This window comes from Vagococcus sp. WN80Y (assembly GCF_059621045.1).
In genome coordinates this window covers 1-17861 of the sequence record NZ_JCAQHY010000001.1, presented here as the reverse complement: position 1 = coordinate 17861, position 17861 = coordinate 1, and the positions used below count along the sequence as shown (strand labels likewise).

Annotated in this window: 17 protein-coding genes and 1 pseudogene; 7 read left to right on the top strand and 11 right to left on the bottom strand. The window is 37.6% G+C overall.

From position 1 onward, the window contains the following. Positions 1 to 32: 32 nt before the first annotated feature. From metG to AC5KOD_RS00070, 5 genes are all read left to right on the top strand, one after another. Complete coding sequence (gene metG, locus AC5KOD_RS00090; RefSeq protein WP_496912513.1) at positions 33 to 2042, top strand: methionine--tRNA ligase; 2010 nt, start codon at positions 33 to 35, stop codon at positions 2040 to 2042. Between the two features lie 74 nt (positions 2043 to 2116). Then, positions 2117 to 2884, top strand: coding sequence for a TatD family hydrolase (locus AC5KOD_RS00085; RefSeq protein ID WP_496912512.1), 768 nt, complete (start codon positions 2117 to 2119; stop codon positions 2882 to 2884). A gap of 2 nt (positions 2885 to 2886) precedes the next feature. Next, positions 2887 to 3468: a ribonuclease M5 gene (rnmV, locus tag AC5KOD_RS00080; protein WP_496912511.1), complete on the top strand. Its 582-nt coding sequence runs from the start codon at positions 2887 to 2889 to the stop codon at positions 3466 to 3468. Then, the gene (rsmA, locus tag AC5KOD_RS00075) at positions 3458 to 4333 is read left to right on the top strand and encodes a 16S rRNA (adenine(1518)-N(6)/adenine(1519)-N(6))-dimethyltransferase RsmA (protein WP_496912510.1); all 876 of its coding nucleotides are present in this window, start codon (positions 3458 to 3460) and stop codon (positions 4331 to 4333) included. The genes rnmV and rsmA overlap by 11 nt, the downstream gene beginning before the upstream one ends. A gap of 140 nt (positions 4334 to 4473) precedes the next feature. Next, a complete protein-coding gene (locus tag AC5KOD_RS00070; RefSeq protein ID WP_496912509.1) occupies positions 4474 to 5052 on the top strand; it encodes a hypothetical protein in 579 nt (192 codons plus the stop codon). A 112-nt stretch (positions 5053 to 5164) separates the two neighbouring features. Here AC5KOD_RS00070 and AC5KOD_RS00065 read toward each other — a convergent pair whose 3' ends face one another. After that, the gene (locus AC5KOD_RS00065; RefSeq protein WP_496912508.1) at positions 5165 to 6268 is read right to left on the bottom strand and encodes an ABC transporter ATP-binding protein; all 1104 of its coding nucleotides are present in this window, start codon (positions 6266 to 6268) and stop codon (positions 5165 to 5167) included. Between the two features lie 305 nt (positions 6269 to 6573). Here AC5KOD_RS00065 and mgsA point away from each other — a divergent pair, with 305 nt between their 5' ends. Next, entirely contained in the window at positions 6574 to 6999 is a 426-nt protein-coding gene (mgsA, locus tag AC5KOD_RS00060) for a methylglyoxal synthase (protein ID WP_496912507.1), read from the top strand. A gap of 155 nt (positions 7000 to 7154) precedes the next feature. On the opposite strand, the gene AC5KOD_RS00055 is transcribed toward mgsA, so the two are convergent. From AC5KOD_RS00055 to AC5KOD_RS00020, 8 genes are all read right to left on the bottom strand, one after another. Beyond that, positions 7155 to 7748, bottom strand: coding sequence for a CPBP family intramembrane glutamic endopeptidase (locus AC5KOD_RS00055; protein WP_496912506.1), 594 nt, complete (start codon positions 7746 to 7748; stop codon positions 7155 to 7157). 121 nt (positions 7749 to 7869) lie between these two features. Then, entirely contained in the window at positions 7870 to 8238 is a 369-nt protein-coding gene (locus AC5KOD_RS00050; RefSeq protein ID WP_496912505.1) for a helix-turn-helix domain-containing protein, read from the bottom strand. A 663-nt stretch (positions 8239 to 8901) separates the two neighbouring features. After that, positions 8902 to 10749 (bottom strand): BglG family transcription antiterminator, encoded by a 1848-nt coding sequence (locus tag AC5KOD_RS00045; protein ID WP_496912504.1) that lies wholly within the window; start codon positions 10747 to 10749, stop codon positions 8902 to 8904. A 42-nt stretch (positions 10750 to 10791) separates the two neighbouring features. Continuing rightward, a complete protein-coding gene (locus tag AC5KOD_RS00040) occupies positions 10792 to 12084 on the bottom strand; it encodes a PTS sugar transporter subunit IIC (protein ID WP_496912503.1) in 1293 nt (430 codons plus the stop codon). 2 nt (positions 12085 to 12086) lie between these two features. Further along, the gene (locus AC5KOD_RS00035) at positions 12087 to 12377 is read right to left on the bottom strand and encodes a PTS sugar transporter subunit IIB (RefSeq protein WP_496912502.1); all 291 of its coding nucleotides are present in this window, start codon (positions 12375 to 12377) and stop codon (positions 12087 to 12089) included. Between the two features lie 12 nt (positions 12378 to 12389). Beyond that, the gene (locus tag AC5KOD_RS00030; RefSeq protein ID WP_496912501.1) at positions 12390 to 13784 is read right to left on the bottom strand and encodes a glycoside hydrolase family 1 protein; all 1395 of its coding nucleotides are present in this window, start codon (positions 13782 to 13784) and stop codon (positions 12390 to 12392) included. Next, positions 13777 to 14106 (bottom strand): PTS lactose/cellobiose transporter subunit IIA, encoded by a 330-nt coding sequence (locus AC5KOD_RS00025; protein WP_496912500.1) that lies wholly within the window; start codon positions 14104 to 14106, stop codon positions 13777 to 13779. Before AC5KOD_RS00025 ends, AC5KOD_RS00030 begins: the two co-directional genes overlap by 8 nt. Before the next feature lie 200 nt (positions 14107 to 14306). Beyond that, on the bottom strand, positions 14307 to 14597 hold the full coding sequence (locus AC5KOD_RS00020; RefSeq protein ID WP_496912499.1) for a hypothetical protein: 291 nt from the start codon (positions 14595 to 14597) through the stop codon (positions 14307 to 14309). A 241-nt stretch (positions 14598 to 14838) separates the two neighbouring features. On the opposite strand from AC5KOD_RS00020, the gene AC5KOD_RS00015 reads away from it, so the two are divergent. Beyond that, positions 14839 to 16503 carry a metallophosphoesterase family protein gene (locus tag AC5KOD_RS00015; protein ID WP_496912498.1) on the top strand — a complete coding sequence of 555 codons (1665 nt, stop codon included), beginning with the start codon at positions 14839 to 14841 and terminating at the stop codon, positions 16501 to 16503. A 22-nt stretch (positions 16504 to 16525) separates the two neighbouring features. On the opposite strand, the gene AC5KOD_RS00010 is transcribed toward AC5KOD_RS00015, so the two are convergent. Together AC5KOD_RS00010 and AC5KOD_RS00005 are read right to left on the bottom strand one after the other, a co-directional pair. Next, positions 16526 to 16891 carry a hypothetical protein gene (locus AC5KOD_RS00010; protein WP_496912497.1) on the bottom strand — a complete coding sequence of 122 codons (366 nt, stop codon included), beginning with the start codon at positions 16889 to 16891 and terminating at the stop codon, positions 16526 to 16528. A 307-nt stretch (positions 16892 to 17198) separates the two neighbouring features. After that, a pseudogene (locus tag AC5KOD_RS00005) lies at positions 17199 to 17861 on the bottom strand (IS5/IS1182 family transposase); the annotation flags it as partial.

Here is a 17861-nt window from a genome sequence, read left to right as displayed (position 1 = left end):
CTAATTTCTATTTGAAGGAGGATTTTTGTGTTATGGCAGAAAAGAAAACATTTTATATAACAACGCCAATCTACTATCCAAGTGGAAAATTACACATCGGTAGTTCATATACAACCATCGCATGTGATGCAGTTGCGAGGTATAAGCGTCTGACTGGCTACGATGTTCTATTTTTGACAGGGCTTGATGAGCATGGTCAAAAAATTGAATCAAAAGCTGAGGAAATGGGAATTACACCACAACAATATGTGGATGAGATGGCAGTTGATGTTCAAAAGCTGTGGAAAGATTTAGCGATTACGAACGAGCTCTTTATTCGCACAACGAGTGAGGATCATGTTAAACAAATTCAACAAGTTTTTGAGCGGTTACTTGCTCAAGGTGATATTTACTTAGGCGAGTACGAAGGCTGGTATTCCGTATCAGATGAAGAATATTTTACAGAAAACCAATTAGCAGAAGTTTATCGTGATGATGAAGGTAAGATGATTGGCGGAAAAGCGCCAAGTGGCCATGAAGTGATCTTAGTCAAAGAGGAAACCTATTTCTTCAAGATGAGTAAATACACTGAGCGTTTATTGCAACACTATGCGTCACATCCAGAGTTTATCCAACCAGAATCACGTAAAAATGAAATGTTAAATAACTTTATTAAACCAGGTTTAGAAGATTTGGCTTTAACACGGACGACCTTTTCTTGGGGTGTATCAGTTCCGAGCAATCCTAAACATGTGGTTTATGTGTGGATTGATGCGTTGTTTAACTATATTACGGCTCTAGGCTATGGCTTAGATGACGACAGTATGTTCCAAAAATACTGGCCTGCAAATGTGCAGATGATTGGGAAGGAGATTGTTCGTTTCCATACTATTTACTGGCCAATTATGCTGATGGCCTTAGATATCGAGTTGCCAGAAAAAATCTATGCTCATGGCTGGATTGTTATGAAGGATGGCAAGATGTCAAAATCAAAAGGAAACGTCGTGTATCCTGATATGTTGATCGAACGGTACGGCTTAGATGCCTTGCGTTATTATTTGTTGCGCGCAGTACCTTTTGGCAATGATAGTGTCTTTACACCAGAAGATTACGTTGCGAAGGTCAACTATGATTTGGCGAATGACCTAGGAAATCTCCTTAATCGAACGGTTGCAATGATTAATAAATATTGCGATGGAATTGTTCCTAAATATGCTTCATTAGTGACGGATTTTGATAGTGAGCTATCAACAACAGCGGCTAATGTGATTGGCAATTATCATAAAGCCATGGAAAATATGGAATTTAGCGTGGCTTTAAAAGAGATTTGGGTCTTAATTTCTCGTGCTAATAAATACATTGATGAAACTGAGCCGTGGGTTTTAGCAAAAGACCCTGAAAAGAAAAAGGAACTAGACAGTGTGATGGTTCACTTGGCAGAATCATTGAGAATTGCGGCAATCCTATTGCAGCCGGTTATGACTGAATCGCCAAAAGAAATCTTCAAGCAATTGGGTCTAAGTGACACTAAATTAGACATGATTAACATTCGTTTTGGTGAATTTCCAGAAGGAAAACAAGTGGCAAGTAAAGGCACGCCGATCTTCCCACGCTTGGACACTGAGCAAGAAGTTGACTATATTAAGACAAAGATGAACGAAACGACAGCAGCACTAAATGCAGAAGACTTTACTTGGAATCCAGAAGAAACGGAATTAGTTTCGGTTAAGGAAAAGCCAATTAACTATGATGCCTTTGATCAAGTTGAATTAAAAGTAGCAGAAGTAATTGATTGTAAAAAAGTTGCGGGTGCTGATAAATTATTACAATTCAGACTAGATGCTGGAGATAAGGCTCATCGTCAAATCCTATCTGGTGTGGCAGAATTCTATCCTAATCCAGCAGACTTAATTGGTAAAAAAGTGTTAGTTGTAGCGAATTTGTCACCACGTAAAATGCGTGGAGAGATCAGTCAAGGCATGATTTTATCTGCTGAGTTTGATGGTAAATTAGAAGTGATTGAAGCGCCAAAAGGTGTTCCAAATGGCTCAATTATTGCCTAGTTAAAAAGAGCGTAAACGATTGGAAACAGCTGTTTTCAGTCGTTTTCGTCTGTATATTGAAAGGAGCTGATGGGATGATATTTGATACTCATACTCATTTAAATACGGAACAATTTAAGGATGATATTCCTGAAACAATTGCTCGGGCCCAAGAATTAGGGGTAACAGAGATGGCGGTTGTAGGATTTGATTCAGCGACCATTGAAAAATCATTAGAGCTGAGCCGTGACTATACGGACATTCATAGCATTATTGGGTGGCACCCAACAGAAGCGGGAAGTTACACAAAGGAAATTGAGCGGGACTTGCAAGAAAAACTGACGTTGCCAAAGGTTGTAGCTTTGGGAGAAATTGGCTTGGATTATTATTGGATGGAAGATCCTAAAGAGGTTCAAGCTGCGGTTTTTCGTCGCCAAATTGCAATAGCACGAGAGATGAACCTCTCAATCAGTGTACACACGAGAGATGCCATTGAAGACACGTACCAGATTTTGAAAGAGGAAAAAATTCATACAGTTGGCGGGATTATGCACAGTTTTAGTGGGGATGTAGAGTGGATGAAGCGTTTCTTAGATTTAGGCCTACATATCTCAATGAGCGGTGTTGTGACGTTTAAAAAGGCTGTGGAGGTTCATGAGGTCGCGGCGGCGGTTCCACTTGATAAACTACTGGTAGAAACAGATGCGCCGTACCTATCACCTGTCCCATATCGTGGTAAGCGTAATGAGCCGGGCTACACGCGCTATGTTGTAGAACGTGTGGCTGAGTTACGCAACCAGAGTTTTGAAGAAATAGCCGTAGCAACTTGTGAGAATGCACATCAATTATTTAGAATAGGATGACTATGGAAGAAAAAATAAAAATACAAGAAATAATTGTGGTAGAAGGTAAAGATGATACTAAGAGAATCCAAGAGGTAGTTGAGGCCGATACGATTGAAACCATTGGCTCTGCGATTAATGAGGAAATCTTAGAACGAATCGCCCATGCGGAAGAGATTCGTGGTGTGATTGTGTTTACCGATCCAGATTTTTCTGGTGAAAAAATTCGTAAGATTATTACTGAGGCAATTCCAACTGTCAAACATGCTTTTATATCTCGCAGATTGGCAACACCTTCTAAGCGTGGCGCTAGCTTAGGAGTTGAACATGCAAGTGACGAGGCAATTATTGAAGCTTTGAAGCTTGTGATGACGCCAAAACCTGCAGGTGAGGTAGAGGAAATCTCACAAGAAGTGTTGATCCATTATGGCTTAATTGCAGGGCAATCAGCTAAAGCGCGCCGAGAGGCATTAGGGGATCGCTTAAGAATTGGGTATACCAATGGCAAGCAACTACGTAAACGATTAAAAATGTTTCAAGTGTCAGAGGCCGAAGTAGTTGCAGCAATGGAAGACGCGTTAAAAGGAGAAAAGAATGACCTATAAAGATATTGCAACACCAAGTCGCACAAAAGAAATATTAAAACAACACGGCTTTGCTTTGAAAAAGAGTTTAGGCCAGAATTTTTTAACAGAACCAAATATTTTGCGCAATATTGTAGCGGCGGCAGACTTATCTCAAGAGATGAATGTTATTGAAGTTGGACCTGGTATCGGCGCATTGACAGAGTTTCTTGCTCGATCTGCTAACGAAGTCTTAGCATTTGAAATTGATGGTCGGTTAATTGACGTTTTAGCAGATACGCTGAGCCCTTATGATAATGTGACGGTGTTAAATGAAGATATTTTAAAGGCGGATTTAGTAACAGCCGTTAAAGAGAATTTTAAAGAAGAACGTCCCTTAAAGGTAGTGGCTAATTTACCATACTACATCACGACTCCGATCATGATGCATCTACTAGCATCAGATTTGGAGATTGAGGAGATGGTTGTCATGATGCAAAAGGAAGTGGCAGATAGAATTAGTGCGAAACCAAGTACGAAAGCGTATGGCTCACTCTCGATTGCGGTACAGTATTATATGGAAGCAAGTGTCGCTTTCATCGTGCCAAAAACGGCTTTTGTACCACAGCCCAATGTGGATTCTGCTATCATTAAGCTTACTAAACGAGCGAAGCCAGCCGTTGAGGTAATTAATGAAGAAAACTTCTTTAAATTGACAAAAGGTGCTTTTCTGCAGCGCCGTAAAACCTTGTGGAATAATTTATTAGCTAATTTTGGGAAAGAGGAGGCAACTAAGGAGTGGTTATTAAAGGCTCTAGAGGTTGCCGGGATTGATCCAAAAAGACGGGGAGAAACCCTCTCTTTACAGGAGTTTGCTGATTTAGCGAATGCACTGGAAACTCGTTAAGCATGATTGAACTAGTTGAAAAACTGGTTCTTTTTTTTATTTTCGCCAAGGTGTCTTGACACCTTGGATGGACTACTTTACAATAGAGGTTATCAAGGTGTCAAGACACCTTGAGCTTATAAAAGGGAGTGTTGGGTTTAATGAAATTTACATCAGTAAAAAAATTAACTTTTTCAGCCATTTTGATTGCATTAGGAATTCTAATTCCTATGGTGATGCCGATCAAAGTCATTATTGGACCGGCCTCGTATACTTTGGCTAGTCATGTACCAGTCTTTTTGGCAATGTTCATCTCACCAGGCGTTGCGGCAGCCGTTGCTTTAGGAACCGCATTTGGGTTCTTTTTATCCTTTCCAGCTATCATCGCCTTACGAGCATTATCTCATGTGGTTTTTGCCGTAATTGGCGCGTACATTTTACAAAAGAAGCCAACAATCGTGTCATCCTTTTGGCAATTTCAAGCCTTTAGTATGATGATTGCGTTAATTCATGCCACAACAGAATTTATTGTTGTCGTCTTATTTGCAACAGCTGGTCAACAAACGGCCGCTACGTATTGGGTGTTCTTTTTGACAGTCGGTGTAGGTGGTTTTATTCACAGTATGGTGGATTATACGATTGCTTATTATCTAGGTGAACGTTTAAGTAAACAATTCGATTTTCCAGTTTTTGCCAGTAGCCAACTAGCACTTAATCATTATAGTCATTCTAAGGCTTAATTAACCTAAAAAAAGCAGACAGCCACAAAATGGGCTGTCTGCTTTTTTAGGTTTAAAATCTGATCTCAAAATAGGCATTGACTTATTTTGAGACCTAGAAAAGGGGGGCAAATTAACGAATAACTTGTTCTGTTTCTGTATCGAAGAAATGGCTCTTGTTTAAGTTAAAGGCAAGATCAATAATTTCTCCTGGACGGTAAGCAGCACGAGCATCTACTTTAGAGATAAACTCAGTATCACCGACAACTGTATAAAGCATTGTTTCAGCACCAAGTAATTCAGATACGACAACCTCAGATTTAACCACTGATTCAGGTGCAGCATCTAAAACGATTGGCTCGCTGTGAATATCCTCTGGACGAATACCAAAGATTAATTTCTTACCTTCATAGCCTTGTTCTTTAAGAACTTTATATTTACCTTCTGGCAAGGTTAAGTTAACACCATGCTCATTAGAAACAACACCGTTGTTAAGTGTGACATTAAAGAAGTTCATCGCAGGAGAACCAATAAAGCCAGCTACGAAAACATTATTTGGTGTGTCATATACTTCTTTTGGTGAGCCAATTTGTTGAATAAAGCCGTCTTTCATAATAACGATTCTATCGGCCATTGTCATCGCTTCTGTTTGGTCATGGGTTACGTAGATTGTAGTTGTTTCTAAACGACGGTGTAATTTAGCGATTTCCGCACGCATTGCCACACGTAATTTAGCATCTAAGTTTGATAAAGGCTCATCCATCAGGAAGACTTTAGCATCACGAACGATGGCACGACCTAGGGCAACACGCTGACGTTGTCCACCAGAAAGAGCAGCAGGTTTACGTTTTAAGTATTCAGTAAGCCCAAGGATTTCTGCGGCATTGTCAACACGAGTTTGAATTTCTTCTTTAGCGTATTTACGTAATTTTAAGCCGAAAGCCATATTGTCAAAAACAGTCATATGTGGGTATAACGCATAGTTCTGGAATACCATGGCGATGTCACGGTCTTTAGGTGCAACGTCATTCATCAGTTTGTCACCAATCCATAATTCACCTTCAGAAATATCTTCCAACCCAGCAATCATCCGTAGAGTGGTAGATTTACCACAACCAGAAGGTCCAACGAAAACAATAAATTCACGATCTTGAATGTCCAAGTTAAAATCTGTTACTGAATAAAAGTCATTGTTGTCATATTTTTTATGAATACCTTTTAAAGCTATTTCTACCATAATAGTCCACTCTTTCGTTGTTTAATTTTATTAGTTGATACATGAAGTATAAGTGAAAGCGATACCGACAGACAACGTTAAGTTGCACAAGAAAAGTAGTCAAATTTTCGTCAAAGTGACAGAGATATCGTGAAACTCTTTTATTATCAAGGGATCTAGCGTGGCTAATGACGAATGATTTAGTTGTTATGAGTGGATAGAATGGTGAAAATATATGAATATTTAATCAGTGAAACGACATTAGTTGGGTGAACTTTGTGCTACAATAGGTAAAAAGCTAGAAAAACAGAAAAGGAGCTAGAGGAATGAATATTGCATTAATCGCACATGATCGAAAGAAAAAAACAATGGTTAATCTAACGACTGCCTATAAGCATATCTTGCAGGAACATGAGCTGTATGCCACAGGAACAACCGGTCAGCGTATTATAGAGGCAACGGGCTTAGAGGTTCATCGATTCAAATCTGGGCCTCTTGGAGGCGATCAGCAGATCGGCGCATTAATTTCTGAGAATAAAATGGATTTAATTATTTTTTTACGTGATCCGCTAGCAGCCCAACCACATGAACCAGATGTGACAGCCTTGATTCGTTTAAGTGACGTGTATGAGGTGCCTTTAGCGACCAATGTCGGGTCTGCCGAGGTGTTGATACGTGGCTTAGAGGCAGGGTTTCTTGATTTTAGAACAATTGTTAAAGAAGAAATCGATAAGCCTTTGAGTACGTTTTAACGAGTATTGAATGGTAATTTTGTGAGGTTTATAATGAAAGACATATTGTACCGACCTCCCAACATTAGACTAAAAATTTAATGTTAGGAGGTCGGTATTTGTCTGTTGAAATAGCACACAGAAGTCCGCTATAGTTATATTTGATTATGAGGCTGTCAACGATTTGACATTATTTGAGGGATGAGGCCACTTAAATTACTCATCACATGGAGGGAGATTGGTAACATAATATTTTTTGTCTTCTTATATAAATACCCATATACTAACCCGATAGTAAAATGGGGGAGGACATTTATAAATTCACTTATTTTAAAAGCTCCTACATGAACAAAGGCAAATAATAAACTAGCAGTTAAAATAGCTAACCAAGATGGCAGATACTTAGTCAAATAAGATTGTAAAAATAGACGATAAAACATTTCCTCAACAGTTGGTCCCAAAACCGCTAAGACTAAGATAACAACAAATGGTGGCAGTATTTTAATAGTCGCCATAATAGACGTGTCATTGATTAAAGCCACTTCCAGATTACCAGTTAGAGTCATTAAAAAAGTGTACAGGAAACTGCCTAAAAAAGTGGCAGCTAGACTTGCCACATTGCCAACGATGAAACCAAGAAGAGCCTTCAATTTATTTGAAATAATCCATTCAATAGCTCGCTTAAACTCATCTCGAAATACCACCATCCCTAAGCAAAACAAAAAAATATAGGAACTGATGGATACTCCTAAGCCAATAGTCGGGTTCATTCCAATAAGTCTTGGTATGCGTGCAAATTTGAGTAAGAATATACAGACATAGACGACAAGAAAAATGTTTAACTTAATGGAATACGTGGGGGTACTTTGATTCATTTAATCACCTTTACCTCTAAATTTTTTTATAGGAGAGGTCATGTACTAAATGATACATAAGAATGATTGTCAGCAGTGAAATAAAAATAGCGACACTTTCAACACTAACTAGGACGGTCAACATAATAACTACTAATAGAGAAAGCGTGCGCTTGATAGGCGATGAGGTGCTTTTTGTCTGCTCCTTTTCTTCTTGATATAATAATTGATCCATTGAAAGATGATACAGACTAGCTAGCTTGATTAAACTATCGATATCAGGCAGTGTTTTATCATTTTCCCAGTTTGATATTGTTTGACGTGTGACGCTTATTTTGCTTGCTAAAGACTCTTGAGTGAATTTATTAGCTAAGCGTTGCTTTTTTAATTTTTGTCCGACAGTCATAATCTCTCCTACTTTCACTTTAAGTTAACTCTCAATAAATTGTTAGATAAAATCCTTGGACATCGCTTGTTTTTGGTGGAAAAATCCTTTGACATGCGCAGTATTAGTGGGTTTCTATTTTAACATGATCGCACTAGGCTCATCCCTATTCCATCAAATAGACTCAGCTAGTGGCCTGGTTGACGAATACTTAAAAAAATTAGCAGACAAAATAAGCTCCAGCAAAAGAATAAGAATGAGTAAAATGTCAAAATCGCCATAGATGTTCGTACTCTGTTTTCGAAAATGATTTTCAGAAATAGGTCGATAATAATTGTAATACTGCTCAATACAATAGCAACTGCCCAAGAAAATATTAGCCATAATAAGGTTGCTTGTGGAATCTTTTCTGCAATGATAGGAGGCATTAAAAAGGGGCACGAGATACCTATAATAAAGAAAAAAAGAGGAAAGCTTGTTAACACGGTTATTATTGACCACTTGGTTATTTTTTTTATTTGATTTGCCATTATCTTGGTATCCTTTTTTATACATCCGTTTATTTAATTATATTATAACAAAAAATTCCTCTAATCATCATGAGTAATGATATCTTTCTGCCTCTTTGGTTTTTTTAAACAACTAAAAACGCCTATAAACTCTTTTTAGAATTTTAAAGGCGTTTTAGTTTGATTGGGCGCTATCGTCACACATTGAAATAAAAGTTGCATAGCTTTTTTGGGAGGCCAATTTTTTGACCCTTTCCTTTTTTTCTAATAAATGAAACAATTGTTCAAATAATTCTTCAAATGAGTGATCTCGTTCGGCCTTTAAAGATAGTAGGAAAACAATTTTTACTTTATAGTCGCCCCAATCAATGGGCTGCTTTAATATGCAAACAGCAATAGCATTTTCCTTAGCTTCTCTTTTTATCGCATGTGGGATGGCGTAATAATTACCATAGGAAGTGCTAGAAATTCGTTCTCGTTCAATCACCTTATGGACATAGTTTTTTTCACAAAACCCTTTAGCTTCTAATTGGTGACACAAAAACGTAATGACTGCCTCTTTGTCTGAAAAGACTTTCTCACTAAAAAATAATGCTTCAGAAAAATACGTGTCAAAAATGGTGAGGCTCGTTTGTGTGGACACTAGCTGTTCAATTTCGGCTATGTTTTGCTCCGTTAACATCTGTCCAAAATAATAGACAGGAGTATTTACCGCCTTGTCTATTTCAACAGTAGAAAGAATTAAGTCAACCCCTTCAGGCACTCGCCCTTGATCAAAAATAGACAGATGAGCCACTATTTCAAATGAAAATTTATCCATTAGATTTAATTGCTGCTCAATTAACAGCATATTTCCTTTTCCTAAAGATGAAATAAGGGCCACTTTTTTACTGTTTTTAACCGTCATTCTCTTATAGGCAGATAAAAAATGAAGGGCAATATAGCCAATTTCACTATCTGGAATAGGGAGTTGCCATTCTTTTTGAATAATAGAGGTAGCATAAACCGTCACTGTGTAAATAAACGGGTACTTAGTTTTCAACTCATCTGTCAGTGGATTAGGTAAAAATTTATTTACTTTTGCACGAGCATGCAAAGAGATCAGATGAAGAGCCAAATAATTTTTAAAGGCGTCATTTTCTCTAAATTGAATGAAGTAATTGGCATCGATTGAACGGATAATGGCTTCTACTAGCTGAGTGATGTCAGATTGATTTAAATGAGAATCCACGATTTTAGTTGAGTAGAGCTTAGCAACGTAATAGAGCTCCTTATCTGGAATATCAATTCCTAGCTGCTGATTGAGAGTATGGATCATTTTTTCTGCTAACTCATAACTTTTGTCATCTAGTTGAATGTTTTCGGGAAGACGTATAAATTGTTCCTGATTGATGCGTTCAATGAGTACCGCGATATGAAGCACAAAAGAAACCGTTAAAAAATCATTGAGCTCTAGTTTAATTTTCTGATGAAACTCAAAGATTACTTGGGTTAACTTCTCTAGCTCACAGCTTTTAAAGTAGAACGCATACTTAGTAATATCCAGCGTGTGACTATCTAGTTCTTTGTTTAAAAACAAGTTAAAAATCTTACGTTTATGCTCTTCACCTCGGATGAAAAGCCTGTTGTTCTCTCGCTCAATACCTGAAAAACCATACTCCGCTTCAATCAATTGATTCATACTAGCCACTCTTCTTAAAAGAGTGGCTTCACTGACAAATAACGTATCGGCAAGGTCGTACAAATCAATTTGAGACTGATTGATTAATAAATTTAAAATTTCAACATCTTCATTTTTGTAGGTGAATTGTTTTAAATCAGTCGTCTCTCTATCTAAGTAATACCCAACACCCGGTTTAGCGTCAATTATTTTACTGTCAAACAAGGCGTTGATGGCTTTAATATCATTTTTAATCGTTTTAGTGGAAACTCGTAAGTTTTCTGAGAGGCTCTCTGATGAAAGAGTCCCTTTGGATTTTTCGAGTAGTTTAAGAATGGTTAGTTGTCTGTCTGATATAGTCATATTTATCCCCCCTCATATAAATATTTCAGCTATCTCAGGCAATTATTCAGCTGCTTTTTCCTGTTCCACTAGTGTTTTTTCATATGTCTTGAAGAATGGGTAATACATCACGCCATTTAGAATAATCAAGCCACAAACTAGCACAACTGCGCGCCAATCCAACGTCGCTAAAAAAGCGCCAATCGGGGCAGGCATCTGCCAAGAAAAGACTGCGAATGTTTTTCCAACCAGTCCATAATACATACATAGATAAGTGACGATAGCATTGAAAACGGATGTAAAAATAAACGGAATAAAGAAAACAGGGTTTAACATTAAAGGCGTTCCAAAGATTAAGGGCTCAGAAATACCAAAGAATGATGGGATCAAGCCGATTCTTCCAACCGTTTTTAATTGTTTACTCTTAGAACGCATCATTAAAAAGGATAGGGCTAAAACCGATCCTGAGCCACCAATAATAACAAAATAGGTCCAGAAGGGCGTCGTAAAAATGTTAGTTAAATCTTGACCAGCCATTTTTTCAGCCGCATTAATCGATAAGTTACCATCTCTAATTGGCCCTAAAACACCCGCTAGAGCCGCATCATGAATGCCAAAGAACCAGAATAAGTGAATGAGAAAGACACTAATAATTGTAAACGGTAGGCTGTCAGCCGCTTTAAAACTTACTTCCATTATACTATAAGAAAATTGTGCCATCGTTGTGCCCATTGCAAAAAAGATAATAAATAATACGCTAAAGCCTGTTAAAATAATCAGTGCTGGAATCAGTGAGGCGAAAGTGTCCGATAACGACGCAGGCACACTGTCAGGCATAGAGATACGTCCCACATTATTCTTCTTCATGAAATGATAGCTTTCAACCGTCACGATAGAAATAAAGATGGCTAACAAAATACCTCTTCCATCTAAGAAGCTCAGTTCAGCCTCTTTACCATCCCAGCCCATTTTTAGAGGCGTTAAGACAAGCATCATAAAGCCTGCCAAAGAGATCATAATTGGATGAAGAAAATCTTCCTTATATTGTTTACATAAAAAGTATGTGATGCCTATGCAAATGAAAATCGACATCGCGCCCATGGTGACACCACTTACCCAATTGAAGACAAGATCATTTTTTTCAATAAACCCTTTCCAAGCAATCAAAAAAGAATTGCTTGGATTTTCTGGCAAGGGCAAAGCCTTGATAATAATTGGAATGGAACCAAATAAGGTAATGGGAAGTAGTGACATAAACGCATCTCGAATCGCTTTTAAATGGCGCTGTTGACTCAATTTATTGGCGATAGGTGTGAGATGCTTGCTAATACTGCTGCTAAAATTATTAAAGTTCATGGCTATTCTCCTAATCGTTTAATAATATCTTCATAAACGCCTTGACCGTCCATAATACCGTATTTAACAGGTGCAATCGATTCAACTGGCACCGTTACATTCTTTTTAATGTTATCCATTAAAAAGACGATTTGCGGCCCAATTAAAATTAAATCAACACCGTCTAAATAATCTTCATATTCGGCCTCACTATAAGCCTTAACTTCCAATGTATGATTGGAGGCTGCTTCAATTTTTTTAGCCAAAATACCAGTAGACATCCCAGCATTGCAAATTAACATGATTTTTTTCATTATACTCATCCTTTAATTGTATTTTTTTCGTTGAATTAAGGCGGCGTTGCTCTCAATCATTTCCTTAAACCAGTAATAAGAGGCTTTTGGTTTTCTGATTTGATTATTGTCAAAATCAATGGCTACCAACCCATACCGTTTCTCACAGCCATTTTTCCAAGAATATAGATCAAAAGGGGACCAAGTATAGTACCCTCTAATGTCACATCCAGCCTCTTGTGCATTCATAATAGCGTTGATATGATCATTCATAAATGAAATTCGGTAATCATCGTTTACACGATCAACTGTCACATCTTCTCTGACCCCGACCCCATTTTCTGTCACAAAGATAGGCAACTGATACCTCTTATAGGCTTCAATTAATCCATCTTCTAAGCCCTTTGGATAAACCTCAGTGTCCCAAGCAGTGAATTCACTATTGGGATCTTTCACTTGTTCGAACCAGCCTTTAATCACAACTTTACTTTCCCCTTTTTTACCTGTGTGATTAAAGATTAACTGTGTATCACCTGTTGTGTATGGCTTTACTAACGTTCTAGCATAATAATTTAGACCGATAAAGTCAACCGTATTCTTTTTAATGATGTCTAACTGTTCTTCCTTCATGAATGAAATATCATAAGAAGCACTTAATTTGGCGATTAAATCAATGGGGAACTCACCTGTAGCCGCTGTATCAAGTACCCAATTATTACAATAATTATCTGCGTATCTCATGGCAATCTTTGTTTCAATTGAGTCATCTATGCCGTTAACGGGGGTATAACTATGAACCACGCCGACCTGTCCTGGGTAGTTTCCTTTTCTAAAGGCGCGGACGCTTAGAGCATTTGCATACATGACGTGATAGGCGCTAATCATCGTCTTTTGAACATCCTGTAACCCTGGTGGATAGTTACCGATAAAGTACCCATTAGCGACAAACCATTTTGGCTCATTAAAGGTAGTCCAGTGAGTAATTTTATCTCCAAATTCCTCAAAACAGACAGTTGAGAAATGCTCAAAGGCTTGGCAAACCTCTAGATTGAGCCAGCCACCTGTTTCTTCCCAGTATTGCGGCAAGTCCCAGTGGTATAGCGTAACAAAAGGAATAATATCATACTTATGACAGGTATCGATAATTTTATGATAGAAATCTAACCCCTTTTGATTCACGTCACCTTCTCTATTTTTAATAATTCTTGGCCAAGAAAGAGAAAAGCGGTAGGAGGTTTGGCCACCTTCTTTCATCATTCGAATATCTTCCTCATACCGATGGTAGTGATCACTTGCCACGTCTCCATTTTCTAAATCATGTAAATGCAAATAATGATCCCACATTGATTCAGCTTTACCATCTGCATTCCAAGCCCCTTCACATTGATAAGAAGCTGTTGCTCCACCCCATAAAAAATTTTTATCCATGTTCATACCCCTTTTTATAAATTTCTCCTAATTCGTCAATCACAAGAACTGCCACATCCGTTGAAGACAAGTGTCCTTCTGCATGAACCAGTAGTAAATCAACTTGGTCCAGTCTATCTTCTTCTGAAAGCTTTCTTAATAGCTCTGCATGAGACTTGTGAGCCAGCTTTATTTCTTTCTTTGCTTCTGCTGATTTTTCATCAAAATCCGCCACATTTCCTTCTTTTACACTTTTTAACGCGTTGCAAATTAATGTTTTTGCATTACCAGAATGTAAAATAATGGCCATTGATTCTAATTCATTATTAAGTGAATCTGTCATGATTTCCCTCCATATCATTTGATATGACTTAACTATAGGAAAAACAACAAGAAAATAAAAATCATAAATTTCCCTATGTTATAAAAAAGTTAGGGAAACAAAAAAGAGGTGGGACAACGTCTCACCCCTTAATAAAATTAAGGTTAATGTATTGAAGGATGGGGAGTGCTTAGACTAACGTAACTGAAATAGTAGCAAGATCATTGTATACGATCGTTGTTAGGAGCTCGCCAAACTGAACTAATGACTTTCACACAACAAAAGATAAAACAAGTTCCTATTAAAATAAAAACAACTAACCCAATGTACATGAGAGCAGTACCTAATGGATAATTTATTGCGTATTCTCGTTGTGCTTGGGCTTGTTCTGCAACTAAAAAAGTATGGAAGTCTTGAATAGGGATTAAAATGGTCTGCATAAAAAAGCCAACGATCATAGTTGGAATAGATAAAATAAATAGCCATACTAGAGTAATTTTCCATGTGTTCATTATGTTTCTCTCCGATTGTTAATAAAAAAGTTAGTCCCTGTAGTAGGGAGTTCGGATGTGATTATATCATATATCAGTAAGCGTTATTTTTAACACTTTTTTTGCGTGGTATTATATTAAAGACGCTCTCAAAATCAAATCGCCATAAATGATTATTTTTGTTATAGTGTAAGTACCAAGAGGAAATCTTCATGTAATGAGATGGAGTTTCGAAAAGTGAGTAAAGGGCGAGGTGTTTTGAATGAAACCGACTAAAACGAATCATATCTCAGTAGTTGAAACACAACCAGCATTGCCAACCGAGCTAGCTACCCGGGTTGACCTTTATCCAGAAAATAAGCGACGGCCTGTCAACAAAACAGTGTATAGAAATGCGTACTTTCAATTAACTTATAACACAAAAGACAACACACTGGCAATCTCTTCCAGAGGAGATATTGTTTATTCGGCGATCCCCTATGATACTGCCAGAACGTATATCCAACGGGCGGCGATTCAGTACCTACTTCATCCAGCTGAGGTTCGCCAATATATTGACTCACACAGATCAACGATAGAAAAGTACTTGGTGCTGAGTATTTTTCAAGTGACAAACAAACGAGTGACTGAGGACTCTTTAGAAGTGGCTCAGGCGTATGAAGCGATTATTCAAAATCCGTTGTTTGAAATTCAAATTGTGGGACGATTGTTACAGCATGATGAAACTGGCCCACTTTCGGCCAACTTGGCAGGGAAGTTTTTATTTAGCGAGAATCTTAAAACGGGGATATCAGGCTATATTGCAGAGTATCTTAACTTTGTGGTTGAATTGATTAATTTCTTACCATTAACGACAGATGGCAAGCAGATACAATTATTAGAGAGTGGTCGTTCTGTTCCTAAGGATGAAATTAAACGCTTAACGGTTGAATCAAATATTGAGCTTGCGCTTGCGCTACTTCCTCAAGAAATCAAACAGCAGTTGGAGCAGACGATTCTGACTGCTAAGCAACCGATGATCCCGACGACGAAGCCTCTTTTACGATCAGAGTTCGGTAAAGAATTATCTGCTAATCGGAAGAATTATCGGGCTCATAGTGTTAATCCTAGAGAGTTGGAGCAGCATTTTGATAATGTCCATGGAACTGAAAATACTAATAAAGTGAATGTGGTCTCTGACTGCCATGTGAACGATGGCAAGCTACCATTTACTAATAAAAATTTCAATATCCTAGGCGGAAATATATCGGATTCACATGTGACAAATGATGAAATTAAAGGACTCTATGTAATTGGCAATCATGATTTGGTCGATGTATTACCAGATAGTCGTAATAAGGAAACGGAGCAGTGGGATAAATGGCGGCCATTTTTAACTGATGAATGGTTCAAAATACTTCTAAGTGCGCCAGATGAGTCGTGGTATCTATTACCTACAGGGGATCATGATTATTATAACGTTGTAAAAGGGGAGCTTGAAAAAAGATTCCCTAAAGTAGCGGTATTAAATAATAGCAGTATTATCCATGATGGGATTCGGTATATCGGGCTAACAATCTCTGTCGTATTGGCGAAACGAAAGAAGGCACAACAGACCTTTATCCGCAAAACACTAGAAAAATTACTGGCTAATCAAGAAGAGATGCCAACGGTGATTGTGTCTCATGCGCCATTATTTAATGAGCTTAGCCTATTGTCACCAAAAAGTAAGTCATACAATAGAGATTATAACTGCTCAGATCCTAAGATTGAGCAACTAGTTGAGACACACAATATAATTGGTGCTATTCATGGTCATCATCAGATACCTGCATCTTCTGGGCGATATAAGCTAGTGGAATTTGCTGGAAAGGAACTATTTGTTGTGTGCTCCATCTATTCTAAAATGAATACAGGCTTTGAACTGACTAGTTTGTTGGAGACATAGGGAAATGACTGAGTGTATGTCACTAGCTTTGAGACCATTTTCCGCCATCAAAGTTAAACGTTACATCGAATTGGGTATTTACCTTTCTCCCCCAATAATCCATAGAGATCGTGTTATCTTCAAAAGTTATTACGGCTAAGTCATATGGGAAATCGGTTATGCTCATTTTTTTCTCAAAATATGTTTGTACCTGATTATCCAACCAGGGGATAGCGTTACGTATTTTTTCCAACCAGGGGATTAATTGATTAAATTCGGCTAATTGAAAAGGCTCTAAACAAATGACAATGTCATGTTTTGAAGAAATGGTTAATTCGTCATTGTTTAAGTCAGTCTTTTCTATTTTTTTTATGAAGTCTTCTTTTAAATATCGATTTTTTTCTAACATGTTAACTTCCTCCTCGTATAATAAGGTTATCAGATTTATTCTGATAGTTCCTTTTCATCCCCATAAGGGGTATGATTATTTCGTACAGATAGAGGTCGTAGAATTCCTTCTTGAAGTTTTGTCTTCCTAATAAAGACTGACGCCTCTTCTTTACGGACTTGTATATGAATGAGCTGGATAGAACCTAGTTTCTGGATCTCTCACGAGGCTATATCGTCCCTAGAGGTTGAGGAACCCCTTATCTGTAAACTCTTGTTGAAAGGTGTTGATTGTATGTTCTTTATCGGTATTGATATTGGCAAACGNGAAGTGTGCGCGTGTCAGTTGGATTGGGATACCGTTTATAAGCTAAAGTAAATTGTTTTTCTGTAGCAATTTGTAAATTATAACCAGGTTTTAGCTGACCGTTTTTCATGTAGTCATCTTTCATTCGCATAAACGTCGCATCTGTATCTGTTTTTGAAAAACTATTACGAGCACCAAAGGTGGCCATATAATCATCATATGTTGTTCGTCGAGGTAGAAAATCTTCGTTAATTTTTCTCAAGTATTTTTTATCTGCTCGACGCTTTCTTTTTAGCTTTGAAGTTGTAACTTTGTCCGTTGACTGCTCAATCTTATCAGTCGCTTCAGTAATTTCATTAGTCAAATAATCACGTGCTTCTGCTAATTGTGCGGTGTTTAATCCAAGTTCATCGTTTTCTTCTTTCAAACATGGGAGAATCTCTTTTTGATATAGTTCTTCATAAAATTGTTGAGACTTTTCTTTTAATGATTGATTATATTTCTTGGTTGATTTCCGCCAAATGAAAGAAAATTTATTGGCATCCGCTTCAAGTTTAGTACCATCGATATAAATAGCTTCGTTATCGATAAGCTGTGAATGGACTAGTTGTGACCGAAATTGAATAAAACATTCTTCAAGAAGAGCAGCCGTAGTTGGCTCAACACGAAAACGATTGATTGTACG

Bases quoted from the DNA above. Each gene is read 5' to 3' on its own strand.
- metG (WP_496912513.1), top strand. From the start codon at position 33: ATGGCAGAAAAGAAAACATTTTATATAACAACGCCAATCTACTATCCA.
- AC5KOD_RS00085 (WP_496912512.1), top strand. From the start codon at position 2,117: ATGATATTTGATACTCATACTCATTTAAATACGGAACAATTTAAGGAT.
- rnmV (WP_496912511.1), top strand. From the start codon at position 2,887: ATGGAAGAAAAAATAAAAATACAAGAAATAATTGTGGTAGAAGGTAAA.
- rsmA (WP_496912510.1), top strand. From the start codon at position 3,458: ATGACCTATAAAGATATTGCAACACCAAGTCGCACAAAAGAAATATTA.
- AC5KOD_RS00070 (WP_496912509.1), top strand. From the start codon at position 4,474: ATGAAATTTACATCAGTAAAAAAATTAACTTTTTCAGCCATTTTGATT.
- AC5KOD_RS00065 (WP_496912508.1), bottom strand. From the start codon at position 6,268: ATGGTAGAAATAGCTTTAAAAGGTATTCATAAAAAATATGACAACAAT.
- mgsA (WP_496912507.1), top strand. From the start codon at position 6,574: ATGAATATTGCATTAATCGCACATGATCGAAAGAAAAAAACAATGGTT.
- AC5KOD_RS00055 (WP_496912506.1), bottom strand. From the start codon at position 7,748: ATGAACCCGACTATTGGCTTAGGAGTATCCATCAGTTCCTATATTTTT.
- AC5KOD_RS00050 (WP_496912505.1), bottom strand. From the start codon at position 8,238: ATGACTGTCGGACAAAAATTAAAAAAGCAACGCTTAGCTAATAAATTC.
- AC5KOD_RS00045 (WP_496912504.1), bottom strand. From the start codon at position 10,749: ATGACTATATCAGACAGACAACTAACCATTCTTAAACTACTCGAAAAA.
- AC5KOD_RS00040 (WP_496912503.1), bottom strand. From the start codon at position 12,084: ATGAACTTTAATAATTTTAGCAGCAGTATTAGCAAGCATCTCACACCT.
- AC5KOD_RS00035 (WP_496912502.1), bottom strand. From the start codon at position 12,377: ATGAAAAAAATCATGTTAATTTGCAATGCTGGGATGTCTACTGGTATT.
- AC5KOD_RS00030 (WP_496912501.1), bottom strand. From the start codon at position 13,784: ATGGATAAAAATTTTTTATGGGGTGGAGCAACAGCTTCTTATCAATGT.
- AC5KOD_RS00025 (WP_496912500.1), bottom strand. From the start codon at position 14,106: ATGACAGATTCACTTAATAATGAATTAGAATCAATGGCCATTATTTTA.
- AC5KOD_RS00020 (WP_496912499.1), bottom strand. From the start codon at position 14,597: ATGAACACATGGAAAATTACTCTAGTATGGCTATTTATTTTATCTATT.
- AC5KOD_RS00015 (WP_496912498.1), top strand. From the start codon at position 14,839: ATGAAACCGACTAAAACGAATCATATCTCAGTAGTTGAAACACAACCA.
- AC5KOD_RS00010 (WP_496912497.1), bottom strand. From the start codon at position 16,891: ATGTTAGAAAAAAATCGATATTTAAAAGAAGACTTCATAAAAAAAATA.